20 protein-coding genes are annotated in these 25,225 nt (G+C 56.2%); 14 read left to right on the forward strand and 6 right to left on the reverse strand.

The genetic code is table 11. The features are described 5' to 3' along the window. The first annotated feature begins 20 nt into the window (after positions 1-20). From ABJT94_RS15890 to ABJT94_RS15905, 4 genes are all read left to right on the forward strand, one after another. Positions 21-1,163, forward strand: a complete 1,143-nt coding sequence (locus tag ABJT94_RS15890) for a Gfo/Idh/MocA family oxidoreductase (protein WP_348476421.1) — start codon at positions 21-23, stop codon at positions 1,161-1,163. Then, positions 1,160-2,683: a sugar ABC transporter ATP-binding protein gene (locus ABJT94_RS15895; protein WP_348476422.1), complete on the forward strand. Its 1,524-nt coding sequence runs from the start codon at positions 1,160-1,162 to the stop codon at positions 2,681-2,683. Before ABJT94_RS15890 ends, ABJT94_RS15895 begins: the two co-directional genes overlap by 4 nt. Beyond that, a complete protein-coding gene (locus tag ABJT94_RS15900) occupies positions 2,680-3,666 on the forward strand; it encodes an ABC transporter permease (protein WP_348476423.1) in 987 nt (328 codons plus the stop codon). Before ABJT94_RS15895 ends, ABJT94_RS15900 begins: the two co-directional genes overlap by 4 nt. A 120-nt stretch (positions 3,667-3,786) precedes the next feature. Beyond that, positions 3,787-4,758, forward strand: a complete 972-nt coding sequence (locus ABJT94_RS15905; RefSeq protein ID WP_348476424.1) for a substrate-binding domain-containing protein — start codon at positions 3,787-3,789, stop codon at positions 4,756-4,758. Positions 4,759-5,102: 344 nt separating this feature from the next. Here ABJT94_RS15905 and ABJT94_RS15910 read toward each other — a convergent pair whose 3' ends face one another. The 3 genes from ABJT94_RS15910 to ABJT94_RS15920 are packed head-to-tail and all read right to left on the reverse strand — an operon-like array spanning position 5,103 to position 8,052. Beyond that, positions 5,103-6,143, reverse strand: a complete 1,041-nt coding sequence (locus ABJT94_RS15910; RefSeq protein ID WP_348476425.1) for a M20/M25/M40 family metallo-hydrolase — start codon at positions 6,141-6,143, stop codon at positions 5,103-5,105. Further along, positions 6,140-7,363 (reverse strand): M20 family metallo-hydrolase, encoded by a 1,224-nt coding sequence (locus tag ABJT94_RS15915; RefSeq protein WP_348476426.1) that lies wholly within the window; start codon positions 7,361-7,363, stop codon positions 6,140-6,142. Before ABJT94_RS15915 ends, ABJT94_RS15910 begins: the two co-directional genes overlap by 4 nt. Then, positions 7,363-8,052: a DUF1028 domain-containing protein gene (locus tag ABJT94_RS15920; protein WP_348476427.1), complete on the reverse strand. Its 690-nt coding sequence runs from the start codon at positions 8,050-8,052 to the stop codon at positions 7,363-7,365. Before ABJT94_RS15920 ends, ABJT94_RS15915 begins: the two co-directional genes overlap by 1 nt. A gap of 189 nt (positions 8,053-8,241) precedes the next feature. On the opposite strand from ABJT94_RS15920, the gene ABJT94_RS15925 reads away from it, so the two are divergent. From ABJT94_RS15925 to ABJT94_RS15945, 5 genes are all read left to right on the forward strand, one after another. Beyond that, positions 8,242-9,798, forward strand: a complete 1,557-nt coding sequence (locus ABJT94_RS15925; RefSeq protein WP_348476428.1) for an ABC transporter substrate-binding protein — start codon at positions 8,242-8,244, stop codon at positions 9,796-9,798. 320 nt (positions 9,799-10,118) lie between these two features. After that, a complete protein-coding gene (locus ABJT94_RS15930; protein WP_348476429.1) occupies positions 10,119-11,078 on the forward strand; it encodes an ABC transporter permease in 960 nt (319 codons plus the stop codon). 26 nt (positions 11,079-11,104) lie between these two features. After that, positions 11,105-12,997, forward strand: coding sequence for a dipeptide/oligopeptide/nickel ABC transporter permease/ATP-binding protein (locus tag ABJT94_RS15935; protein WP_348476430.1), 1,893 nt, complete (start codon positions 11,105-11,107; stop codon positions 12,995-12,997). Next, complete coding sequence (locus tag ABJT94_RS15940) at positions 12,994-13,992, forward strand: oligopeptide/dipeptide ABC transporter ATP-binding protein (RefSeq protein WP_348476431.1); 999 nt, start codon at positions 12,994-12,996, stop codon at positions 13,990-13,992. The genes ABJT94_RS15935 and ABJT94_RS15940 overlap by 4 nt, the downstream gene beginning before the upstream one ends. Next, on the forward strand, positions 13,985-14,725 hold the full coding sequence (locus ABJT94_RS15945) for a GntR family transcriptional regulator (RefSeq protein WP_348476432.1): 741 nt from the start codon (positions 13,985-13,987) through the stop codon (positions 14,723-14,725). Before ABJT94_RS15940 ends, ABJT94_RS15945 begins: the two co-directional genes overlap by 8 nt. 7 nt (positions 14,726-14,732) lie before the next feature. Here the strand turns inward: ABJT94_RS15945 and ABJT94_RS15950 are convergent, their stop codons facing one another. Continuing rightward, positions 14,733-16,562, reverse strand: coding sequence for a sensor domain-containing phosphodiesterase (locus ABJT94_RS15950; RefSeq protein ID WP_348476433.1), 1,830 nt, complete (start codon positions 16,560-16,562; stop codon positions 14,733-14,735). A 148-nt stretch (positions 16,563-16,710) separates the two neighbouring features. Next, positions 16,711-18,066, reverse strand: a complete 1,356-nt coding sequence (locus tag ABJT94_RS15955) for an AarF/ABC1/UbiB kinase family protein (RefSeq protein ID WP_348476434.1) — start codon at positions 18,064-18,066, stop codon at positions 16,711-16,713. Between the two features lie 141 nt (positions 18,067-18,207). On the opposite strand from ABJT94_RS15955, the gene ABJT94_RS15960 reads away from it, so the two are divergent. After that, the gene (locus ABJT94_RS15960; RefSeq protein ID WP_348476435.1) at positions 18,208-19,188 is read left to right on the forward strand and encodes a nucleoid-associated protein; all 981 of its coding nucleotides are present in this window, start codon (positions 18,208-18,210) and stop codon (positions 19,186-19,188) included. A gap of 113 nt (positions 19,189-19,301) precedes the next feature. Next, entirely contained in the window at positions 19,302-19,622 is a 321-nt protein-coding gene (locus ABJT94_RS15965; protein ID WP_348476436.1) for a hypothetical protein, read from the forward strand. Between the two features lie 36 nt (positions 19,623-19,658). On the opposite strand, the gene ABJT94_RS15970 is transcribed toward ABJT94_RS15965, so the two are convergent. Continuing rightward, the gene (locus tag ABJT94_RS15970; RefSeq protein WP_348476437.1) at positions 19,659-21,278 is read right to left on the reverse strand and encodes a GMC family oxidoreductase N-terminal domain-containing protein; all 1,620 of its coding nucleotides are present in this window, start codon (positions 21,276-21,278) and stop codon (positions 19,659-19,661) included. Between the two features lie 479 nt (positions 21,279-21,757). Here ABJT94_RS15970 and ABJT94_RS15975 point away from each other — a divergent pair, with 479 nt between their 5' ends. From ABJT94_RS15975 to ABJT94_RS15985, 3 genes are all read left to right on the forward strand, one after another. Beyond that, entirely contained in the window at positions 21,758-21,964 is a 207-nt protein-coding gene (locus ABJT94_RS15975; RefSeq protein ID WP_348476439.1) for a cold-shock protein, read from the forward strand. A 689-nt stretch (positions 21,965-22,653) separates the two neighbouring features. Next, positions 22,654-23,754: an ABC transporter ATP-binding protein gene (locus ABJT94_RS15980; protein WP_348476440.1), complete on the forward strand. Its 1,101-nt coding sequence runs from the start codon at positions 22,654-22,656 to the stop codon at positions 23,752-23,754. Positions 23,755-23,880: 126 nt separating this feature from the next. Then, complete coding sequence (locus tag ABJT94_RS15985) at positions 23,881-24,990, forward strand: ABC transporter substrate-binding protein (RefSeq protein ID WP_348476441.1); 1,110 nt, start codon at positions 23,881-23,883, stop codon at positions 24,988-24,990. Positions 24,991-25,225: the final 235 nt, after the last annotated feature.

Raw genomic sequence — 25,225 nt, forward strand, 5'->3', positions numbered from 1 at the left:
GCCGATAAAGGATGTTTGTGATGACCCAATCAACTCCCCTGCGCCTGGCGATGATCGGCGGTGGCCCGGGTTCCATGATCGGTGCGGTGCATCGGTTCGCGGCCCGGATGGACAACCGGTTTGAACTGGTCGCCGGTGTTTTCAGCACCCGGCCCGAGAGTAACCGGGAAACCGCCGCACAACTGCGACTCGACACGAACCGCTGCTACGACAGCTACGAGGCGTTAATTGCTACTGAAGCCAAACGCGACGATGGCGCCCGTGTTGTGGCGATTACCACGCCGAATTATTTGCATTACCCGATAGCGCTGGCCTGCATTGAGGCGGGGCTGGATGTGATTTGTGAAAAACCGATGACGATGACGTTAGCCGAGGCTGAGCATTTGGCCGAGCGCGTTGCGGCACAGGGTGTGCGTTTTGTACTGATGCACAATTATTGCGGTTACCCGCTGGTGCAGCATGCGCGTGAGCGGGTTCAGCGCGGCGATCTTGGTCGCATTCTCAGTTTGCAGGTTGAGTATCTGCAGGAATGGCTGAGCGAAGTGCCTACGGCCGATAACAAACAGGCGGACTGGCGGCTCGACCCCAAGCGTGCCGGGTCGGCCGGTGCTTTGGGTGACATCGGAACCCATGCATTTCAGCTGGCCTGTTTTATATCCGGATTAACGCCCGAGGCCGTCAGTGCGGAACTGACCTGCCAGGTGCCGGGGCGGGTGCTGGATGACAATGTTCAGGCATTGCTGCGCTTTGAAGGCGGGGCTACCGGTATGTTGTGGGCGAGTCAAACAGCACCGGGGTTTGAAAATGCCTTGCGCATTCGTGTTGTTGGCGAACAGGCATCACTGGAATGGGCGCAGGAGAATCCAAACGAACTTTGGTTCTCGCCCTTGAATCAGCCACGGCAGCGTATTACCCGCCGGGAAGACTGGTTTAGCGATGCCACTGGCGCGAGCGTACGCTTGCCGCCCGGGCATCCGGAAGGGTATCTCGAGGGCTTTGCCAATTTGTATCAGGGGCTGTCAGCAGATGTGAGCTCGGCCTCGCAAGGCGGCTGGTTGCCAGATGTCTCCACCGGTGTTGATGGCCTGAAATTCATCGCAGCCACGTTGCGTTCTGATCAGAACAACGGTATCTGGACACCGTTTAACGGAGCCGCCTCATGACCGAGCCGTTTATTCGATTGCATCGTTTGGGCAAATCCTTTGGCCCCAATGTGGTGTTGCAGGACATAAATCTGGACATTCATCCGGGTGAGATTATCGGCATTCTGGGTGAAAACGGGGCGGGTAAATCGACCCTTCTGAAATTGATCAGCGGTGTTTATCAACCCAGTACCGGCACGCTGGAAATGGGTGGTAAACAGTATCAAGAACTCGACCCCGTGACTTCGCGCCGTCTCGGTATCGCAATGATTCCGCAGGAATTTAATCTGGTGCCTACCCTGCGCGTTTACGAAAACGTGTTTCTCGGCCAGGAAGTGCGCAAACACGGCTTTCTCGATCGCACCACCATGCGCCAAAAGACCCGCGAGGTTATGGCCAGCTTGCAATCAACCCTCGACCCGGAAGCACCTATCAGCAGCCTCAGCGTGGCTGAAAAACAATTGGTTGAAGTGGCGCGGGTATTGGTCGATGACGCCCGCGTGGTGATTCTGGATGAGCCGACCACGGTACTGACCGACCCGGAAGTGAAGGTGTTGTTCGACGTTGTGCGTCGTTTGCAGGCCACCGGTGTTGCGGTGCTGTTTATTTCGCACAAGCTGAAAGAAGTGAAGGATCTGTGTCATACGGTGCTGATCCTTCGTGATGGGCAGGTCGTTGAACAATGCGCCACCGACGATCTGGATGAGGAAAGCATGGCCCGCAAAATGGTCGGCCGGGAATTGTCACAGGTGTTTCCTGAAAAGCAGGGGCAGCACGGCAAGGTTGCACTGGAGGTGCGCCAGCTGTCGCTTGACTCTGTGTTAATCGATGTGAATTTCACGTTGCACCGCGGACAGATTCTCGGCTTGTCCGGGCTGGTCGGGTCTGGGCGAACGGAGATTGCCGAAACCATCATGGGCCTGCGCCAGAAAACCTCGGGCCAGATTCTTATCAATGGAGAGCCCTGCACGATTCAATCACCGGAAGATGCGCATCGTCGCAACCTGGCCTATTTGTCGGAAGATCGGCAGGGCAAGGGCCTGGTAATGAGTTTTAATCTGATTGAGAACATCACGTTGCTGAGCCTAAAACGGTACATCAAGGGGCTGATTCGTCCCCGGGCCGAGCGTCGGCAGGCAGAGCATTACCAAAAGGCACTGAGCATTCGCACCGCCAGCCTGGCAACCGAAGTGGGACTGCTCAGTGGCGGGAATCAGCAAAAGGTCTATCTGGCCAAGTTGCTGGATATTGAACCCGAGATCCTGATTCTCGATGAACCCACGCGCGGCATTGATGTGGGAACCAAACACGAGTTTTACCGGCTGATCCGGGGGTTGGCCAGCGAAGGCAAGGCGATACTGGTGATCTCATCGGAACTGGAAGAAATCATTGGCTTGTGTGATCAGGTGTTGGTGGTACGCGAAGGGCGTATTGTCGCCGACCTGCGCGATGAACGGATAAATGAGGAAGACATCATGTTATATGCAGCGGGCGCCCGGGGCGCGTCGGACGTTACCGAAGCAGGAGTGGCGTTGTCATGAACCAGGCAAAAACCCTGACCGATCGTTTCTCCAGCAGCGTCAATCGCCTCGGGCTGGATCTGACGATTCTCGCTCCGTTGATCGCTTTGGTTGTGCTGCTGATTGCGTCGTCACTGGCCAGTGAATATTTCCTCAATACCCGCAACCTGACCAATGTAATGCGTCAGGTTTCCTACACCGGCATCATCGCTATCGGGGTCACCTTTGTAATCATCGGCGGTGGCATCGATTTGTCCGTCGGGTCGATGGTGGCATTGGTGGGTGTGTTGTTGCTCTATGCGTTGAACTCGGTCACCGATCCGGTGATGGCGATTGTGGTCGGCATTTTGGTGGCGCTCGGCAGCGGTGCGCTGTTCGGGGTGTTCAACGGTTTGCTGGTCACGCGGGGCAAAATCACCGCCTTTATTGCAACGCTGGCCACCATGTCCATTTTCCGCTCTGTGGCCTTATATCTGACCGATGCAGGTGAAGTGGTGTCCCGCAATCCGCTGTTCCCAAATCTGGGTGGCGGCTATTGGCTGGGCGTACCGATTCCGGTCTGGGCGTTTCTGATCCTGGCGGTGGTGGCTCATATCCTGTTGTTTTACACCCGCTTTGGCCGGCATTTGTGTGCCGTCGGTGCCAATGCTCAGGTCGCGCGGTATTCCGGTATTCGGGTCAGAACGGTCATTCTAGGCAGCTTTACCATTGCCGGTGGCTGTGTGGGGGTGTCGGCGATCATGCTTGCCTCTCGCCTGAATTCAATCAGCCCCAGCGACGCCGGGGTGCTTTATGAACTGGATGCGATTGCCGCAGTGGTGATTGGTGGTACGGCGTTGTCGGGTGGCAAGGGCTCTATTTGGGGCACGGTCATTGGTGCGCTGATTCTGGGCATCATCAACAACATGCTGAACTTGCTGGGGGTATCACCCTATTTGCAGGGGCTGGTGAAGGGTTCGGTGATCCTGATTGCTGTGCTGGTGCAGTACAAGCGTCAGCAGTAGATCGGGGTTTAATGAAAACCATGGCCGGTTCGTCATCGGCCTTGTTCGGCGCAAGCCAGGTAGGCATCTCCCTGCAACAGAGGGGATGGGATAACAACAATCAGAGATGGGACGGAAATCATGAAACTGAAAAAACTGTTAAAAACGGCGGCGGTCGCCACTGCATTATCGGTAACGCCTTTTGTTGCCTTCGGCGAAGACAGCTACCACATTGGGGTCAGTGTGCCATCGGCCGACCACGGCTGGACAGCTGGCCTGTTATGGTGGGCTCGCCAGGCTTCGGAAGATCTGTCGGCGAAATACCCCGACATTGAGTTCACTATTCTGGCGGCGAACTCGGGCACGGCTCAGGTGGGCGATGTGGAAGATTTGCGCGTACGCCAGATCGATGCGCTGGTCATACTGCCGCACAACCCAGCCACGCTGCAGCAGGTGATTGCCGAGACCTATCAGGATGGCATTTACACCGTGGTGGTTGACCGTGAACTGGAAACACCAACGCAGGATGTGTTCCTGGCTGGTGACAACCCGGGCATGGGTGAGCAGGCGGCAAAGTACATGGCTGAGGCGATGGGCGGCGATGGCAATGTCGTTGTGATCGAAGGGCCTTCGATTCCGATCAACAGCCAGCGCGTCAATGCGTTCAATGCAGAAATGGAGCGTCACCCGGGCATTACCATTCTGGATTCCCAGTCCGGTGAGTGGAACCCGCAAACGTCGCTGAACGTGATGGAAGACATGCTGGCGCGTCACCCGCACATCGATGCAGTCTGGGCCGGTGATGACGATGCACTCAAGGGTGTGCTGACGGCCATTGAGGAATCCGGTCGTGATGACATTAAGATTCTGGTTGGCGGTGGTGGGTCCAAAGACGTGATCGGTATGATCCGTGACAACCATCCGATTGTGAAAGCAACCGTAACCTATCCGCCCAACATGATTGCGTCCGGTATTGCACTGGCTGTACATGGCGTGCGCGGCGAGAAAATGGGTGACATGTACCACGGCGTACCGTCACGCATGGTACTGGCGGCCGATCCAATCACGGCCGACAATGCGGATGAGTTCTACGAGCCCGATGCGGCTTACTGATCAATCGTAGTTACTAAAAAAACCCGGCTATCACTAGCCGGGTTTTTTGTTTCTGGGGGCATGAGTTAGAAATTCGCAGAGGTAATTTAATTCTGTGGTTGCCTGGACTCCGGTGGCGGTTGGACTATCGGGTACGCCTACTGGAGGCACGCCGTAAACCCATCCATGGGGGCTCGCTGCCGGATATGAATCCCTTCCATGGGATTCACCCTTCGGGCTCGCTGCGCTCATGCTAAAACGCTCCTGGCGTTTTAGTCCCTGCGGTCAGACGACCTCCAGTAGGCGCACCCGATAGTCCTTCGATAGTGCGTCGGTTAATCAATGCGAATTTCTAACTCATGACATCAATGACTCAGCACATATCCGGTCAGTAAATGAGTAACAGCAATCAAACTGTTTTGATGGGTTCGCTCGTAACCGTGGGTACTGTCTGTGCCAAAGCCAACCAGAGCAGTGGATGCATCGTAGCCTGCGGTTAATGTGGAGGAGCAGTCGCTGTGGTAGTGGCGGAAAACGTCTCGTACAAAATCAACCTGGTGTTCTGTGGCTATGTGGTCGAGTCGGTCGAGCAGTGAGCGGCTGTGGGGTCCGAGGGCGTCTTTGTACCCGAGAGTGGCGCAGTCTTCCCGGCTGGCCTGATTGTCGGCCACCGGGGCGATGTCGACGCTGATTAATTCTTCAATCAATCGGGGCAGGGCGGTGCCGGCGCCCAGGCCAATTTCTTCAGCGTTGGTGAAGGCCAGTAACACCGGTTGTGCCGGCGTCAAGTTGTTTTCCTGCAGCATATGCAGCATTTCCAGAACACAGGCGATGCCGGCTTTGTTGTCGAGAAACCGGCTGATGAGGTAGCCGGAGTCGTCGAATTCCGGGGCCGGGTCAATGCTGACGATGTCGCCAGGTTGAACGCCGAGCGCGAGGGTTTCTTCCCGGCTTGAGGTAGCCCGGTCGAGTCGGGCGCTCAGTTGTGACCAGGCTATGGGTTGGGTATCGACAGCGTCGTTCCAGGCATGGCCGGATGACAGTTGGGGTAACAGACTGGCACGGATCGGGCCCTGGCGAGTTTTTACGGTGACCCGGGCGCCTTCTGCGAAACGGGCGGACCAGGTGCCCAGCGGTGTGACTTCAAGCCGACCATCGTCGCGAATGAATTGCACCATGGCGCCCAGGGTGTCGAGGTGGGCGGCGATTGCGCGCTTGGGGTTGTCGCCCGATTGCGCCAGTACATTACCCCGGTGCGTTTGGCTGACTTGCCAGCCAAGGGGAGCCAGGCGCTCGCACATGGCTTGTTCCATGGCAGCTGTGTCGCCGGTGGGGCTATCGATACGCAGGAGTTGGTCGAGGGTGGTTAACAGTCGCTGGATATTGACCTTGGGTAGACTGCTCATGCCGGTACCTCCCAGTTCTGCAGGGCGTGTTTGATGACCTGGGCTGCGGCATTGGCATCGGCTTCGGTGATCGCTTCGTCCGGGTGGTGGCTGAGGCCGTCGGTGCAGCGCACGAAGAGCATGCCAATGGGCATGCTACGGGCCATGGCGAGACCGTCATGCCCGGCGCCGCTGAACAGAGTGTGGGGTTGCCAGCCGCAGGCAGTGATGGCGCTGTGCAATTGCTGTTGAATCACCGGGGAGCAGTCGACTTCCTGTTGTTCATAAACCAGGTCATGTTTCCACTGGCAGGCATGCGCGGCAATGCGGTCATTCAATAGGGCCAGCAATTGCTGGCGGGCGGTTTCGCGGACCCGGGTAACCGGTGAACGCAGTTCAATGGTCAGATCAACGCCGCTGGGGATGACATTGACAGCATTAGGCGTCACGTTCAGTTCGCCGACGACGCCGACCAGGTCTTCGGTGTTTTGGCAGAGGTCGTTGACGGCGCGCACCACGTCGGTGGCTGCAAGCAGCGCATCCTGCCGCAGATGCATGGGGGTGGTGCCAGCGTGTCCGGCCTTTCCGGTGATGTGCACCTTGTGGCGTTCAATGCCGGTGATGGCCGAGACCACACCCACGGGCAGATCGAGCGATTCCAGGATCGGCCCCTGTTCAATGTGAACCTCAAGAAAACCGGCCAGTTGAGTTGGATCCCGTTTCAGGGTCGGTATCTGATCCGTATTGGCACCTAAACTGCGAAGCGCACTTTGCAGTGTCGTGCCGTCACGGTCAGTCGCATTGAGGATATCAGGGTTGAAGGTGCCGGCCAGCGCTGAGCTGCCAACCAGCGTGGATGAAAACCGGGCGCCTTCCTCGTCGCTGAACGCGATCAGTTCAATATTAACTGGCAGGGTTTCATTCTGATCATGAATGTCTTGCAACACGGCCAGCGGCAGCAGTATGCCCAGCATGCCGTCGTAAGCGCCGCCCTGGCGCACGGTGTCCTGGTGGGAGCCGATGATCAGGGTTTTGCGGCCTGGTTTGGGTTCGGTGCGGCCGACCAGGTTGCCGGCGCCATCGAGTTCAGTGGTCAGACCGGCCTGCTTCATCCAGCCTTCAAGATCCGCCAGCAGCGCCTTGTGTTCAGGTGAACCCAGCAGCCGGGTGACGCCCGGCCCTGGTTCGGAATGGCGTGCCGCCTGTTCAGACCAGGCCATGATGCGGTTGCCCAGAGACATTAACGAACCTCCTTGCGATTGACGTGCCCGGTTTTGGTGGGGTGAGCCAGGGTGGGTACCCCTGCCAGAAACTCCTGGAAGGGCTCGCTTTGGGTTTTGTGATACAGAATTTTCAACTGCTCGATGCAGTCGCGTTCGGCCCAGTCGACGCGCAGGTCGACCGGGGGTTTGTCGGGGTAGTGCACTTTCAGGGCGGCGCTGTGGGTGCCGCGAAAGTCACCGCCAATGCGTTCGCCTTCCATCATTGCCGCCAGCAGGCGATCGTGCAGAGGCGCGGCTGATAATTGCTGAAAGGCGCGTTTCATCGCCAGCACAATGTCGGTGCTGTTGAGCATGTTACCGGCGACGGCAAAATTCGGTTCGCACAGGTGTAACTTGGCATCGAGATTGTTTGAACCGGTGTGACCGGCTGTGTTGCCCCAGCGGTCGCAGACAATGAGTTGCCGCTGTGCCTGACCTTCATCGGCCTCTATCAGTTGGTCCCGGACCTGATCGGCCTTCAACCCATCTTTCAGTAATGCCAGGCCCTGATCGCCATAAAGCCAGTTGGTGAATGCTCCCTGGGTAGCTATGGCGCCCTGACCACAGCGCACATGCGGCACAAAGCCGCCCACCGCGACACTGCCGGTGGCCGTGGCAACGCCGACGGCGCCGCTCGCTGGGTCTGTGGCAATGATGGAGTAGGTCATGCAGGTATCCGTTCAGGCTGTCAGCTTAATTTATCATCATAAAATTTATTGCGTCCACTAATTTATAGTGATAAATGTAATAGGGCAGTCTGATTGACCCTGACCTTCCTGACTTGTGCAGGATGAGAAAAAGGGGCGCCGGCTGCACGCAATCACAATAAAAACGGTCAAAACAGAGAGGCACTCAAGGTGAAACGCGTCGTCCAATCCCTGCTTTTCGGACTGGTTGCACTGACCAGCAGTCCACTATGGGCCGAAACGCCCCCCAACGTCCTGATTGTCGGTCAGATTGCCGAGCCACAATCTCTGGACCCTCACGCGGTTACCGCGGTTAACGATTTCCGCATTCTGGTGAATGTCTATGACGGGCTGGTGCGCTATGCCGACGGCACCCTGAACGTAGAGCCTTCACTGGCGACAGATTGGACCATCAGTGACGATGGTCTGGAATACACCTTTAATCTGCGTGACGACGTGTCATTTCACGATGGCTCGCCCTTCAATGCCGAAGCCGTGGTGTTCAATTTCGAACGCATGCTGAACGAAGACCACCCTTACTACGACACTGGCCCCTTCCCGCTGGCGTTCTATTTCGGTCAGGTGGATACCGTTGAAGCAGTCAGTGAATATCAGGTTAAATTTACGCTGACCGAGCCATTTGCTCCTTTTCTGTCGAACCTGGCGTACCCCACCGGTCTGATCATTTCTCCGCAAGCGGTGCGTGAACATGGCGAGGAAGTCGGGCGTAACCCGTCCGGTACAGGTGCGTTTCAGTTTGAAGAGTGGCAGGCCAACCAGCGCGTGGTCGTCACCCGCAATCCGGATTACTGGGACGGCGCGCCGTCATTGGAAGCTGTGGTCTTCCGCCCCATTACCGATGCCAATACCCGGGTGGCAGAAATGTTGTCCGGCGGTATTGATCTGATGGTTGAAGTCCCGCCCGATAATGTCTCGACCTTTGTAGATGACGGGTCATTTGAGCTGTACGAGCAGGCAGGTCCACACCTGTGGTTCCTGATTCTCAATATGAAGGAAGCGCCGTTTAACAACAAAGCGATGCGCCAGGCTGTGAACTACGCCATCGATAAAGAATCACTGGTGAATGATATCCTGCAGGGCACAGCGACGGTCGCCACCGGGCCAACACCACCGGCCTTTGGCTGGGCCTACAACGACGATCTGGAACCATACCCCTACGATCCGGACCGCGCTCGTGAACTGATCGCCGAAGCCGGTGGTGAGGGTGCCGAAATAACTTTCTATGTCACCGAAGGCGGCTCGGGCATGCTCGACCCCATTTCCATGGGTACGGCCATTCAGGCCGATCTGGCTGCCGTAGGACTGGATGTCAGCATCGAAACCTATGAGTGGAATACCTTCCTCGGCGAAGTAAACCCCGGTCTGGAAGGCAAGGCGGACATGGCCGAAATGGCCTGGATGACCAACGACCCGGATACCCTGCCGTTCCTGGCATTGCGCACTGAAGCCTTCCCGGAAAATGGGGGGTTCAACTCCGGCTACTACAGCAACCCTGAAGTGGACGAACTGCTGAACCAGGCCCGTACCAGTACCAATCAGGACGAACGTGCGCGGCTGTACCGGGAAATGCAGGCTATTGTTTATGACGATGCACCCTGGGCTTTTATCGCCAACTGGCAGCAAAACGCCGTGGCGACCGATGCGGTCGAGAACTTCAAGTTACAGCCCTCCTTCTTGCTGCAATTGCAGGATGTGAGCAAGCCGTAATTGAGCTGAGGTCGGCCTGTGTGCCGACCGAACCCTGTCGGCCGGTGCCATGAAGTGAAGCACTGGCCGGGGGTTTCTATTACCAACTCAAGTTGGGTGGCTATCGTCCGCGTCGGCCACCGGTGATGCCTCTGCGGGGTCGGCGAAATCCGTCCTGGCGGTCCGACGTCTCGTGCTCGCTGCGCTCGTGCTAAAACGCTCCTGGCGTTTTAGTCCCTGCTGCGGACTTCCCCGCAGAGGCATCACCAGCACCCGCCGCTAGCATTGTGCAAACTCCGGGACTTGAGTTATCAAGATCTTATTATCAGGCAGGGTGTTTTATGCGCAGTCCTATCTGGCCATATATTGGTAAACGACTGGTAATGACCTTACCTGTTTTACTGGGCCTGACCCTCATCGTCTTTTTTATCATGGCGCTGATTCCGGGTGACCCCGCGACCGCCATTCTGGGGTCCTACGCCACGCCCGAAAACGTGGCCCGGCTCAATGCCCAATTGGGTTTGGATAAGCCCCTGGTCAGTCAGTATTTCACCTGGCTGGGCAATCTGTTGCAGGGCGATCTCGGGCGTTCCTTTAACCAGAACCGTGAGGTACTGGACATTGTGAACGAACGGTTTGGGGCCACGTTAATTCTGGCCGGTACGGCGTTGGTATTGTGTTCGATCATGGGGTTACTGGTCGGCATTATTTCAGCCGTCAAACAGTACGGGTTCGTCGATAAAGTGCTGACGCTGATTGTACTGATCGGCATTTCCACGCCCGCTTTCTGGCTGGGTCTGCTGATGATCATGTTGTTCGCGGTTGAATGGCGGCTGTTGCCCGCCAGCGGCATGTACGCCGTTTATGGTGGAGGTGACTTGCCCGATCTGATCCGGCACCTGATTCTGCCCGCCGGTACGCTGGCTTTTATTGCCACCGGTGTGATTGCGCGACTGACCCGGGCCAGCATGCTTGAAGTATTGCGCCAGGATTATATTCGTACCGCCCGGGCCAAAGGGCTGTCCGAGCGACGGGTAATATATCGACACGCCTTCAAGGCTGCCCTGGTCAGTATCGTCCCTGTTATCGGTATACAGGCCGGTTTTGTGCTGGGCGGAGCCGTCTACATCGAAACGGTTTTTCAATGGCCGGGCATCGGCAGCATGCTGGTGACCGCAATTTCCACGCGAGATCTGTTGCTGGTGCAGGGTGGGGTGCTCGTTGTGGCGGCTGCCTATGTGTTCTTTAATCTGCTTGCCGACGTGGTGCAGGTGTTGCTGGATCCGAGGGTGACGTCATGACGGTGGCCAATGCTAGCGGATCGGGTATGACCCGAAAATCGGGCCGGGCAGGGCCATTTAAACTGCTGATGCGTAACCAGTTGGCGGGCTTTGGGTTGGTGGTGCTTGCCATTGTCTTGTTACTGGTTGTGGTAACACCCTGGTTGCCATTGGCCGATCCAAATATTACCGACCCGGCACAGCGGTTGTTGCCGCCGTTGACACCGGGTAACTGGCTGGGAACCGACCAGCTTGGTCGCGATATGTTGTCGCGCCTGCTCTGGGGTACCCGGGTCTCCCTGGCGGTGGGCATTGTCGCGACGCTGGTGGCAGCGACGCTCGGTTCTACCATTGGGTTACTGGCCGGGTATTTTGGCGGACGGGTTGATGGCATTCTGATGCGCGGCATCGACATGCTGATGGCCTTTCCTTACATCCTGCTGGCACTGGCTATCGTTGCGGTGCTCGGGCCCGGCTTGTTGAATGCGCTGTACGCTATTGCCATTGTTAATATTCCGTTTTTCGCCAGAAACGTTCGGGGCGTGGTGGTGACATTGCGCAACCGGGAATTCGTAGATGCGGCCCGCTTGTCGGGAAAGGGCGATGCGTTGATTGTGCTGACCGAAGTCTTGCCTAATGTGCTGCCGGTGATTGTGATCACCATGTCGACCACCGTTGGCTGGATGATTCTGGAAACTGCGGGCCTTTCGTTTCTGGGGCTGGGTGCTCAACCACCCACAGCCGATCTGGGCTCCATTCTTGGTGAAGGTCGGCGGCTGATTATCAATGCCCCCCATGTGGCAACCTTGCCCGGTCTGGTAATCTTTATTCTGGTGATGAGCATTAACCTGCTCGGTGACGGCGTACGCGATGCGCTCGACCCACGCTTGAAAGCCGGTGCCCTGATGCGCCCGGCAGCCAGAACCCGGGTTGCCAGCGCGGCTAAGAAAGCTCCGGCACAGCCGCAGCACGGGTTGTTGGATGTGGTTGAATTGCGCACCGAGTTCCATATTGGTTCTGAAGTGCACCGGGCAGTCAACGGACCCAGTTTTTCCATAGCGCCCGGCGAGTGCCTGGGCATCATCGGTGAGTCGGGCTCTGGCAAGTCGGTTACGGCGATGTCGTTGCTGGGGCTGGTGGCGTCGCCGCCGGGCACCATTATGGATGGCCAGGTGAATTATCGGGATGAGAACCTGCTGGCGGTTGACGATAACCGGTTGCGCACCCTGCGCGGCGGTGAATTGGCCTATATCTTTCAGGACCCGCTGTCGACCCTGCACCCGCTGTTTTCAATTGGTGATCAACTGGTGGAAGCACTCCGGGCGCACCAGCCATTGAGTTATCAGTCGGCCTGGGAAAAAGCGGTGGCGCTGCTCGAACAGGTACGGATTCCGAACGCCAAGGCACGGGCGAAGGTGTACCCGCATCAGTTGTCGGGCGGCATGCGCCAGCGAGTCAGTATTGCCATGGCGCTGGCCAACGAACCACAGTTGATCATTGCCGACGAGCCGACCACCGCACTGGATGTGACCGTTCAGGCGCAGGTGCTGAAATTATTGAATCAACTTCGTCACGAACAAAACTCGAGCCTGATGTTTATTACTCATGACTTTGGCGTAGTGGCTGAACTGTGCGACCGGGTTGCGGTGATGTATGCCGGTGAACTGGTTGAGGTGGGCCCGGTCGCCGAGGTGCTGGCCCGGCCAGTTCATCCCTATACCCGGCGATTGATCGCCTGCGTTCCGGATGTGAACCGGATAGCAGACCGGTTGACTGAAATACCTGGCTTGCCACCGAAGGTGAACGACTTGCCGGTCGGCTGCAAGTTTGCCGATCGGTGCGACCAGGTAACCGACGCCTGCCGGGCCGCCCCGGTCGAACTGGAAACATTGACCGACAGCCGGCAAGCACGCTGCATCTTTGCGCGGGAGGTATTATGACAACCCAGACCAAGCTGGAAGTCAGTGATCTGGTTAAACACTTTGGTGGCGGGCTGTCGCTCATGCGCAAACGCCGTCCGTCGGTACAAGCCGTTCGGGGTATTACACTGAAGGTGATTGCCGGTGAAATTTTAGGCGTGGTAGGGGAGTCCGGGTGTGGCAAATCCACGCTGGCTAAAATGCTGGTGGGGCTCGACCAGCCGAGCGAAGGTACTATTCAACTGGATGGCAACGATCTGGTGGGCGCCAACGGCAAGGTGAACCTCAAGCAGCACGCGCGTCGGGTTCAGTATATTTTTCAGGATCCGATTTCTTCGTTGAACCCGCGTAAAACCATTCGTGATATTTTGTCTGCACCGCTTATTTACTTGCAAGGCCTGTCGGCAGAGCAACGCCAAAGCCGGCTGGAGGAACTGATGACACAAGTGAATCTGCGTCCTGAATTTCTGGAACGCTACCCTCATGAGTTTTCCGGTGGTCAGGCTCAGCGCATTGGTGTAGCCCGGGCGTTGGCCGCAGAGGCGGACGTGCTGATACTGGATGAACCGGTCTCTGCGCTGGATGTCTCGGTTCAGGCGCAAGTGCTGAACCTGTTCAAGGATTTGCGTGAATCGCTGCATTTGACCTATGTATTTATCAGTCACGATTTGGGCGTGGTGCGAAATTTCTGCGACCGGGTGGCGGTCATGTACCTGGGGAGGGTGGTCGAGGAGGGGCCGGTCGAGGCTATATTCAGTCAGCCACGCCACCCCTACACCCAGCGATTGCTCGACAGTGTTCCCGGTCAGTTGGTGCGCAAGTTGCCAGCAGAAGACGATGCGGTCGAATTACCCGACCCGATGCATCCGCCGGTCGGCTGTGCATTCGCCGCGCGTTGCCCGGTGGCGACGGCTGAATGCCGGCAGTCCGATCCCGAGCTGGATGCACTGGCGACCGGCCACCGGGTGGCGTGTTATCATCCGTTGTCTCCACCGGATGCGAATAACCATGACTAAACGTTCCGACCAGGTTGCCGATGCGTTAAAAGGGCTGATCGCAGAGCACCGGTTGAAGCCGGGCGATCGGCTTCCTCAGGAAAAAGACCTGATGGTGCAGTTTGCCGCCAGCAAGGGTACTGTGCGTGAAGCGTTAAAGGCACTCGATACCCAGGGCCTGATTGTCACGCGAACCGGCCCTGGCGGCGGTGCCTTCGTCGCCGACGTACCGCCCGACCGCGCGATGTCGCTACTTGCCAACTATTTTTATTTTAAAGACATCACCATTCACGATATCTACCAACTGCGTGTTCATCTGGAGCCGGAGCTTGCCGCTTCAGTCTGTGGTCGTTTGTCGAACGATGATTTTCAGCGCTTGCAGAACACCATGACCATCTACGATGCACCGCCCAAAAACCAGAAGGAAGAGCACTCCCAGCGCCTGGCTGAACTGAGTTTTCATGAAGTGCTGGTCGATTTGTGCCCCAACCCCATTCTGAGTTTTACCTGTCATTTTTTACTCGGCCTGCTCAAAAATCTGCGCCTTTGCCACGACATCTATGACCTGCCCAACCCGGAACTCTGGGAAACCGGCCGGCATTTTCAGATGCAGTTGTTAGGCGCCCTTAAGCGCAAAGATGAAGAAGAGGTTCGTCGTGTCATGCGCGCCCATATGATCCGAGCTGAAAGTCTGATGCAGGCTCAGGAAACCATCGTGCTTGATGAGTTTTTGCCGTCGAAAAGACTGCCTTGACAGGGCGCTAGTTGCCTTTCAACAACGCAGCCAATTGTTCAAACGGCATAGGTCGATGCAGCAGGTAGCCTTGTAAATAGGCGCAGCCCTGTGCCTGCAGCCAGTCTGCCTGGGTGACTGTCTCAACGCCTTCAGCGACCACCGACATACCCATGCCCCGTGCCAAACCAAGTATCGACAGAGTAATGGCTTTATCATCCTGTTTGTCGGGCAGGCCCGAAACAAAGGAACGATCAATTTTCAAGTGGGTAAAGGGCAGGTGTTTGAGTCGAGACAGCGAAGAATAGCCGGTTCCGAAATCGTCAATCGACAGGCTGGCGCCCATTTCGACCAGGGTGGTCAGATTGTCGAGAAGGGATTTGGTATCACTCTCAATGGCGTCTTCGGTGACTTCAAAATCCAGTGTCGAGGCGGGAAGTTGGGCGCGTTGCAACTGGTTGCGCACGGAACCGGCGAACTCCGGGTCCAATAACTGTTCGGCTGATAAATTCAAACTGATGCCAGGAATCGATACACCCTGGTCACGCAGTGTCAACACGTCTTCCAGTACGGTTTCCAGCATGGCCTGGCCCAGATCTTTCATCAGGTTGGCAGAGCGCACGAGGTTCAGAAAACCATCGGGGCTGATCAGTCCCCGTTCCGGGTGTTGCCAGCGAACCAGGGCTTCAACACTGACGATCTTCTGGCTAAAGGCATCGACGATTGGCTGGTAATAGGCCACCAGCTCGCGCGAGGCGATGGCGTGGCGCATTTCGGCTTCGGCCTGGAATTGCTGGCGTGCTTGTATGGACAGGTCGGCATTGAAAAACCGGGCCTGGCCACGCCCGCATTCCTTGGCCTGATACATGGCCGCTTCGGCTTGTTTGAGCAGACTCTGAGGGTCTTTGCTGTCGGCCGGGTAGAGGCTGATGCCTATGGATACGGTAGTCGCGACGTCGACCTCCGTCATCGACAAGGGTTGAGACAACAACGCCTGAATCTGATCGGCCACCTGACGTAACGCTTCCGGTTCTGTTGTGTGGCGCAGCAACAGTAGAAATTCATCGCCACCACTGCGGGCAACCTTTTCCTTGCCACTGATGCGCAGCGATTGGAGCCGGCTGGCGGTTTCCTGAATCAGATGGTTGCCAATGGTCTCGCCCATACCGTCATTGATGCTTTTGATTCGGTCGATGTCGATCCAGAATACGGCCATTGACGGTGTGGTCTTTTCAGTTTTGCACAGATACTCCAGGTGCTTGCGAAAGGCGCGAAGATTTGGCAAGCCCGTCAGTTCATCGTAGTGGCTGATAAAATCGAGAGCTTGCTGTGAGGCATGCCAGGCCTCATAGGAATTGATAAGGCTAATGGTGTCGGCCACCACCGTAACGATTGAAATTTCGGGCAGTGTCCAGGCACGATGGCTGGTCGCTTCCAGACAAATAACACCGCTGAGATTGCTGCCATCGAACACGGGCGCATCCAGAATGGATTCAATGCCCAGCGGCTGCAGGTAGGAATGGTTGAATTGCCGGGTTCGGGGGTCGGTCGGTGCATGGCCGGCATCAATAACTTCCGCGGTTAGCATGGCCTCGAAATACAAGGGGTTTTGCTCGCGGCTCAGGGTGGTGGCGTCGGTAAAGATGCCGTCGCTGAGTGTATTCAGGCACTCCAGATTAATGGCGTCGCCGCTGTCGGTCAGTTTCCACACGCTGACGCGTTCTACGCGCAGCAGACGGCCGCACAGATCCAGCAAAGCCGACATCTTTTCAATACGGGAACTCTGGATGAACGCCGAGTCATGGCTGAGTGACATCAGAGCTCGGTGGTATTCAATGAACTCTTCATTTTGATTCATTGCGGAGACTGTACTGCCCGGGTCCGTTGTGCAAGGGGGTATCATCCGGATACGCCCCGGTCACGGGGTTAGAACCAACAGCGGTACAACCGGTACTGCTGCTTACAGGAGGCTGGCGAACAAGCGCCCTATGTTACGATTAATCCGGTTAAGAATGGCAGCCTGCCGGGCGTTTGTCTAGCGACTGCTCGTTCCCACCCAACCGTCGTTCAAGCAACGCACGGACCGGCAGAGCGACGCCAAGCCGCTGTGCCAGCAGGTAAAGCCCTGCGAGCTTTCTATGCAGGAACAGCGAAGCGACCGGAGGGCTGTGCCAGTAACCCTGCTTCATGCTTAGCTCAAGGCCCTGTTCGCGGAGTCGGGTTGCTATATCACTGCTGCCAAAATCGTATTGGGTGGAGCGAAGCGGTTCCGTGGCGATGATGAACAGATCCAGTACCGCTTCGGCCTGGGCGTCATCAATACTCTCACTGAAGTAGCCGATTCGACGAGCAGCCTCGAACAGCGCTGCGCGGTCTGAATGCATGGCCGCCATAAAAAGCGCCTGGTAGCCGTCGATCATCTCTGGCTCGTAGTCACGTACGGCGCCAAAGTCGAGCAGGGTAATAACCTGGCGTGCGTCATCGTATAAATAGTTGGCGTAGTTGGGGTCGGTTTGAACGCTGCCAAACTGGAACAGTTCCTCGAAGAAAAGCTCGAACAGGCGGCTCACCCAGCGTTCACGGGTGGCGTGGTCAGTCTGTTCCAACCGCTCCAGTGGCTCACCTTGCGCGTAGCTCATGGCCAGCACCGTCGGGCCACTCAAGTCGGTATGTACGTCCGGCACGGCCCATTCGGTGCGGCCTGTCAGCCGGTCGCTGAACCGTTGCATCGAGCGAGCCTCCAGTTGATAGTCCGTTTCCGCATGAAGCTGGGCTTTGGCATCGGTCAGCAAGGGAGCCAGATCCAGTGAATCAGGTAAAAGGCGGGACCAGCGCAGCAGGGTGGCCACGTTGTCGATGTCGCTGTCGATGCTGCGCCGGACGCCGGGGTACTGCACCTTGATGGCCAGCGTTTCACCCGTTCGTAATACGGCTTTGTGCACCTGGCCGATGGATGCCGCGGCGATAGGCTGGTAGGTGAACTGACTGAACTGGTTGATCCAGTCGTTACCCCAGGCGTCGGCCAGCACCGGTTCGAGCTGCGACAGTGGCAGTGCATCGGCGTCCGATCGCAGTCGGTTCAGCAGGGCAGACAGTTCTGCAGGCATTAAATGCCCGGCATCCATGGACACCAGTTGGCCGACTTTCATCGCAGCGCCTCGCATTTGAGACAGCCGGTCGGAGACCCGTTCCAGATTAGCGGGCGTCAACGCCAGCTCCCGGGTGCTGAACCCTTCGCCGTTCGACCAGCGTTTCACCCCCTCACTGAGCATGCCACCGGCAACACCGCCGGCCAAACGGCCCAATTGGCTGAACCGGCCCAGTCGGCTTTGGTGTAAACGACGATTTTTTGGTTGGCTCATGGAGAAGGCCCAATAACAGCATGTATCAGGGTGTACGAAAGGATACCGGTTTTGGAGCAGTACAAACACTAACCCCGACAATCGGGTGATAAACCCGTATACTGTGCCGCTGTGTCATTTTCAGCATTCGGGGTTAAACCATTGTCACTGAACCATCTGATTGTCCACCAACTGACCCGCCTTGACGCCAAAACCGACCTTCATCTTCAGGATGAAGCGCTGACGGTTGATGATGCCGCTCTGACGCTGGTCGCGGAAGTCAAAAGCAGTTTTGCCGGACGAGCCAGCAAGCGCTATGGCGGTTTCTCCGAGCAAGCAGGGCATTTCAAGGCACTGACCGGTCAGTGGTTGCGCGATGGCATCACCTTCAAAACCTGGAGCCAGCAATTGATGGAGCGCCTGGCGCTGGCGCTGGAAAATGAAGGCGTGGAATCAGACGGGTACTGGCTGTTTGCCGATGAACAACTGGAATCCGGCCGTCAGGTCTGGTTTTTTCAACTGCGCCACAAGCATGGCTTGTCGGTCACTCACGACCTGAACCTGAGCGATAGCCGCCTGATCGACTATGGTCGCCTGGGTTTTGGCGCCTGCCTGAATGTGACAGAGTGGGAACAGGAGGCGCCCGGCCAATATCTGACGGTCAGTTTTGGGTTTGGCGACAAGGCGTTGCAGGATGCGTTGCTGAATTTTGTGGATTTCGTGGCTACGATCGATACCAGCGCGGATACCGAGGCCTTTATGGCCGTGGTTGATGCGTTTTCGGTGCAGTTACCGGCTGATAAGGGGCAAAACTATCGCAAGAAGGCGGCCGAGTTCTGTATTGAACAGGACAAGATGGGCGAGCCGGTTTCCTATCGGGTGTTGTCGGAAGAACTGCAAGCCGATGCAGATGCTTCCTTTTCTCAGTTTATTGAACAGGAGCAGCCGAGCCTCAAGGAAAGCTTTATCCCGGACCGGAAAAGCCTGAAGAAATACATACGTTACTCGGGTCGCAGCAAGGATGTCTCCATCAGTTTCAGCAATATTAATTTGGGGAAAGATGTGCAATTTGATGCGGACAATGAACGCCTGATCATCCATGAAATACCCGCCAGCCTTCTGAAACAGTTGAAAGGCGAATGAGGTCCTCCGGAGGGTTCAAACGCCGGCATCTGACTGAGGTTAGCGCCGGTTCGGAAGCAGGTGTAAAATTTGCTAAACTCCGGGTTAGCGGGTCCAGTCAGCCGAGGCCAGTCGTGAAGCGTCCAGTTGATAAAAAAGACATTCGCAAAGATCTGGAGTCTCAGGTTGATGCGTTCTTGCGCGAAGGCGGCAAGATAGAACCGATTGAGCGTGGTGAAACCGGGCTCGACCGTAACAAACCCTGGTCCAATCCGTTCCAGTCGGGTCAGAACCACGAGCCGCCCAAAGAACGCACGCCAGTCCCGGAAGTGTTGGCCGCCATCGACTCGCGCAAGCAAAAGGAAAGCCGGAAGGTGAAGAACCGTGGGCCCAAAAAAGTCTGGATTTACGACGATTTTGGCGAGCCGGTGCGCTGGGTCTGGAAAGAAGGCTAAGCGTATTCACACGGCCGGAGCACCCATAGGTTTGCGTTACTCCCCGTGGCGAATCCAGTCGGCAGCCCGTTCGGCCAACACCTGAGTGGGTGCATTGGTATTACCGCTGATCAGCGTTGGCATGACGCTGGCGTCTACCACCCTTAACCCCGCAACCCCCTTCACCCGAAATCGGGCATCAACCACCGCACTGTCATCCACGCCCATGCGGCAAGTGCCCACAGGGTGGTAGATGGTATCGGCCCGCGCTTTGATGGACTCGATCAGTGCCGCATCAGACGCATTATCTTCAATGTACATTGGCTTGCCTCGCAATGCCGATAATTCCGGACGCAGAGCGATCTGCCGACTGAGCTTTACACCCGCAAGCAGAGTCGCCATATCCCGCTCATCACTTAGATAGCACGGGTTGATCAGTGGCGGAGTCAGCGGGTGCGGGTCAGCCAGACGGACCTCCCCCCGGGAGTGCGGTTGCAGGGCGCAGGCATGCAGGCTAAACCCCTGACCATAATGCAGCTTGCGATTATGATCATCGGCCAGAGCAACGAGAAAATGCAATTGAATGTCGGGTTGGGTCAGGTTAGGGCTGGTCTTCACAAAACCACCAGATTCCGCACCGTTACTGGTGAAGATTCCACGGCGGCGACACAAAAAGTTGGGCAGAGAGGCGGCAACCCGGGCGACGCCGGTCAGCCCGTACCCGATCAGGTGGGGCGATGGGCTGCGCCAGGCGCTGATGTAATCGAGGTGGTCTTGCAGGTTTTGGCCAACCCCGGGTGAGTGGACCTGGGTTTCAATTCCCAGAGCCTGCAAGTGATCACCAGGGCCGATTCCAGAGAGCATCAGCAGTTGAGGGGACTGGAAAGCGCCAGCACTGAGAATAACCTCGCGGCGGGCATTGATTAGCCGCAGTGGACCATTACCGGTTTGCACCCAGGCACCGCCAGCCCGGCCATTGCTCAGGGAAAGCCGGAATACATGGCTGTTGGTGAGCACACTCAGGTTGGGTCGTGACAGGGCGGGAAACAGGTAAGCGCGGGCAGCACTGCAGCGCAGACCCCCTCGCTGAGTGACCTGGTAGCGGCCAATTCCTTCATGATCGCCCTGATTGAAATCGGACGTCAGACGGTACCCCGCGCCAGCTGCTGCCTGATGGAAGGCATCGACGACGGGGTTGTGATAGCGAATATCATCCACGCCCAGCGGTCCGTCCTGACCGTGGGCTTCACTGGCACCGCGCTGGTTGCCTTCGTTGTGAATGAACCACGGCAACATCTTTTCCCAACCGAAGTCAGTCAGCCCCTGGCTTGCCCAGTTATCGTAGTCCCGAGGGTGCCCGCGGGTATAAATCATCGCATTGATGGCGCTGCTGCCGCCCAGGGCCCGCCCCCTGGGCTGAAAGGTCTGGCGATGCTGCAGGTTTGGTTGAGGTGTCGTCGAGAAGTTCCAGTTGTGAGCATACCCCGGTACGGTTGCAGCAGTGCCCAGCGGTAGCTGAATCAGAGGGCTGCGACCACTTCCGCCAGCTTCTACCAACAAAACACGGCATTCCGGATCCTCCGACAGACGAGCCGCCAGAACGCAGCCTGCCGAGCCGCCGCCGACGATCAGATAATCGACGCGGTGTTCGGCCTGAGAATTTTTTTTCCGGGTCATCGGGGTGTGGCTCTATTGGGTTGATCTGTCACGCTAGCCGGTTGGGCTGTTCTTGGCAAATGGGGTGGAAGGTTCGTGATTTTCCGACAAGAATTGCGTTTCATCCGGGTCGACAACCCGAGAAATTGGGTGGAATGAAAAATGTTTTGTGGGGTGTTTTGAGGCAATAATCACATAGGATTCAAGGTGTTAGTCAAACCTTTAAATTCCTTTAGAACCCCGCCATAGCGGGCTCATCCCATTATTTATTGACAACATTTAGCAGTCGGTTAACATGATTACAGCTTGAAAGTTCGTCTTACTATTTATGAATGTTAGCTCGATGTGAACGCTGTAAGCTCAGTTGTCAGTTGAACTCGTCGGTTATCCATAAGTACTAGCAATACTGAAAAGCAAAAAGGTTCTCCTGGGGCGGCTGGCATGAATACCGGCTGCCGTTCGGGAACGACACATTACTTGTAAATTGATAGGTTATACTTATGTCTACGACTACCGGCACTGTTAAGTGGTTCAACGAAACCAAGGGTTTTGGCTTCATCGAGCAGGAAAGCGGCCCTGACGTTTTCGCTCATTTCAGCGCCATCTCTGGTTCTGGCTTCAAGACTCTGGTTGAAGGCCAGAAAGTGGAATTCACCATTACCCAGGGTCAAAAAGGTCCTCAGGCAGAGAACATCGTCGTTCTTTGATTCCGGTGAATATCAACGCTCAACACTGCCTGCTCTGATGAGCCGGGTGGTATAAGGCGAGTCGCTATATAGCGACATTGCGAAAAAGGTGCTGTCTTCGGACAGTGCCTTTTTTTGTGTCCGCCGCGGGTGGCTCAGCCGGTAAAATCTTGCTGCACTCTTCAGGTGCCCGACAGCAAGGGCGTTCAGGGCGAGCAAGCCTATCACTGAGACGGTCGCGGGACATCGCTTTTCTGTCGCTTTTCGTCATGCCGAAAGCCGTGACGTTCTTGCAAAATACAGAAAACAATGTTTACTGTAATAAGGGAATGCTGGTCAGTCGTTGTGCTGGTCAGGGTTGCGTTGATGAGGGGTATTTGGGCATTGCCCCAAAGTTGAACATCATGCACCATAAGCCTGCACTTTATTTGACCGCATCTGACTGCAACCTGTCCCATTCAGCGTTGTAATAACAAAAAACTGGTCAAAAAGCCTGCGGTTGAAAAAAATCGACAAATCTAGACAGTCGGCAAAGTATTTGCATACGCTTAGAGCACGATTGATTGGTCGGGTTGTCCGGTTTCGTGAACCTGTGTTGACTGACACCCTACGGGGGGCTTTTCACTCAGAGTGTCATCAGGGATTTCATCGACAGAACCTGCTGGGCAGGCGCATGTTAAAGCAGTCAAAACAATACAGGAGATGCCACGTTGGAGAACGAAAATCCCGGTGAAGTATTCGTAGCCTTTGATCGTGTTCAAAAGAGTTATGACGGGGAGGAGCTGGTTGTCAAGGACCTGAACCTTGCCATCAGCAAAGGCGAGTTTCTGACCATGCTGGGCCCCTCCGGTTCCGGCAAGACGACCTGCCTGATGATGCTGGCGGGTTTTGAAACAGCGACCTACGGTGACATTCTTCTCGACGGCCAGGCAATCAATAACATTCCCCCTCACAAGCGCGGCATTGGCATGGTTTTTCAGAACTATGCCTTGTTCCCGCACATGACCATTGGCGAAAACCTGTCGTTCCCGCTCGAAGTTCGCGGCATGGACAAGAGTGAGCGCGAAGCGAAAGTGATGAACGCCTTGTCGATGGTGCAGATGGAAGCCTTTGCAGGTCGCCGCCCGGCACAGCTGTCTGGTGGCCAGCAACAGCGGGTGGCATTGGCGCGAGCGCTGGTGTTCGAACCCGAACTGGTGCTGATGGATGAACCGCTCGGCGCGCTTGATAAAAATCTGCGTGAGCACATGCAATATGAGATCAAACACCTGCATGAGAAGCTGGGAATTACCGTCGTTTATGTAACTCACGATCAGACGGAAGCGCTGACCATGTCTGACCGCATTGCCGTCTTTGACGATGGCCGCATTCAGCAACTGGCGTCCCCGGCCGACCTCTATGAACGACCAGAGAACGCCTTTGTCGCGCAGTTTATTGGTGAGAATAATCGGATGCAGGGCGAGGTCGAAAGCATTGAGGGTGACTTCGCTCAGGTGCGTCTTGACGATGGCTCAATGGTGAAAGCCCTTAAGGTCTGTGTTAACGAGGTCGGTGATAAAACGACCCTGTCGTTGCGTCCGGAGCGCGCGTTAGTGGTCAAGGGTGACACCCAGTACGCGAATATGTTTGACGCCACCGTCAAAGAGCTGATTTATCTGGGTGATCATATTCGCTCCAGAGTCAGTGTCTGTGGCCGCGACGATTTTATTATGAAAGTACCCAATTCTTCCGATCATCATTCCATGCGAGTAGGGCAGTCTGTTCGCATTGGCTGGTCGGAGCATGATTGCCGCGCACTCGATGCAACCTGAGTGTGAGGTGAATGATTCGCTGAACTCTGGGTCGGATGCTTCAGTTTCCGGCATCTGTCCAGTAGGTTTGGTGGCAAAAAGCGGCCAGGCAGTGTTGCCTGGTTTATATCCAAAGAGGAGTTACCCATGAAACAGCCGATGCTTAGAATGCTTGGAGTCAGCAGCGCGATCAGCCTGTTGGCTGTGACAGCGGTACACGCAGAAGACCCCGTTGACCTGACCATTGTCTCCTGGGGTGGTGCATACACGGAAAGTCAGGTTCGCGCCTACCACGACCCCTACACCGCCGTTAAAGACCACATCACGATTATCAACGATGATGGCTCAGCCAACGCCCTGGCAGGCTTGCGCTCACAGAGCATGGCCGGAAACGTAACCTGGGATCTGGTTGACATGCTGCCTTCAGATGCACAGCTTGCCTGTGACGAAGGCATCATCATGCCGATCGATGCCGATGAAATGCTCGCACCTGCACCCGATGGTACGCCGGCCAGTGAAGACTTCCTACCGGGAAGCCTGGGTGAGTGTTTCATTCCACAGATCGTTTATTCCACCGTTGTTACCTACAACACTGAAATGTTTCCAGCAAATAACCAACCGGGAAGCATCGATGATTTCTTCAATACTGAGGACTTCCCGGGCCGTCGTGCCATTCAGGACAGACCTGCCGGTAACCTCGAATGGGCTCTGTTTGCCGATGGTGTAGCGCCGGACGACATCTATGATGTACTGGCAACTCCCGAAGGTGTAAATCGTGCCTTTGACAAGCTGGACACCATTAAAGACAACCTGGTGTTCTGGACCGAAGGTGCACAGTCTCCGCAGTTGCTGGCAGACCAGGAAGTCGCTTTCTCCACTGGTTATAACGGGCGTATCTTCAACGCAGCGCAAGTTGAAGGCCAGCCGTTCGAAATCATCTGGGATGGTCAGATCGTCGAGTGGGATGGCTGGGTAATTCCTTATGGCCCGAACCAGGAAGAAGTGCTTGAGTACGTTTACTGGGCGACTGATACACAGCGTCTGGCAGACCAGGCCAAATACATCTCCTACGGCCCGGCCCGTGCCTCTTCAGCGCCACTGGTAAGTGAGCATGCTGATCTGGGTATCGATATGCGTCCGCATATGCCGACCAACCCGCAAAACTACGAGACGCCCATTGTGCTGGATAACGATTTCTGGACCGATTACGGCGACGAATTGCGTGAGCGGTTCTCCAACTGGATGTTGCGTGGTTAAACCACAGTGACTGACCAGCGAGCCGGATAACGCAGTGTGTTGTTCGGCTCGCCATTTCTACCTTTTAACAGGTTGTTGAAAAAGGCGGCCTGCCTTTTTCAAAACACGAGAAGCGAAAATTGCGATTTCCGCTTCTCTCTCAAAATCAATGACTTAACAGTCATCGATTTTGGCGGAACATTCATGTTCCGGTAGCTGGCGGCCGAAATTCTACGAATTTCAACAGCCTGCTAAC

This window comes from Saccharospirillum sp., assembly GCF_039982735.1.
Lineage (GTDB): Bacteria > Pseudomonadota > Gammaproteobacteria > Pseudomonadales > Natronospirillaceae > Saccharospirillum.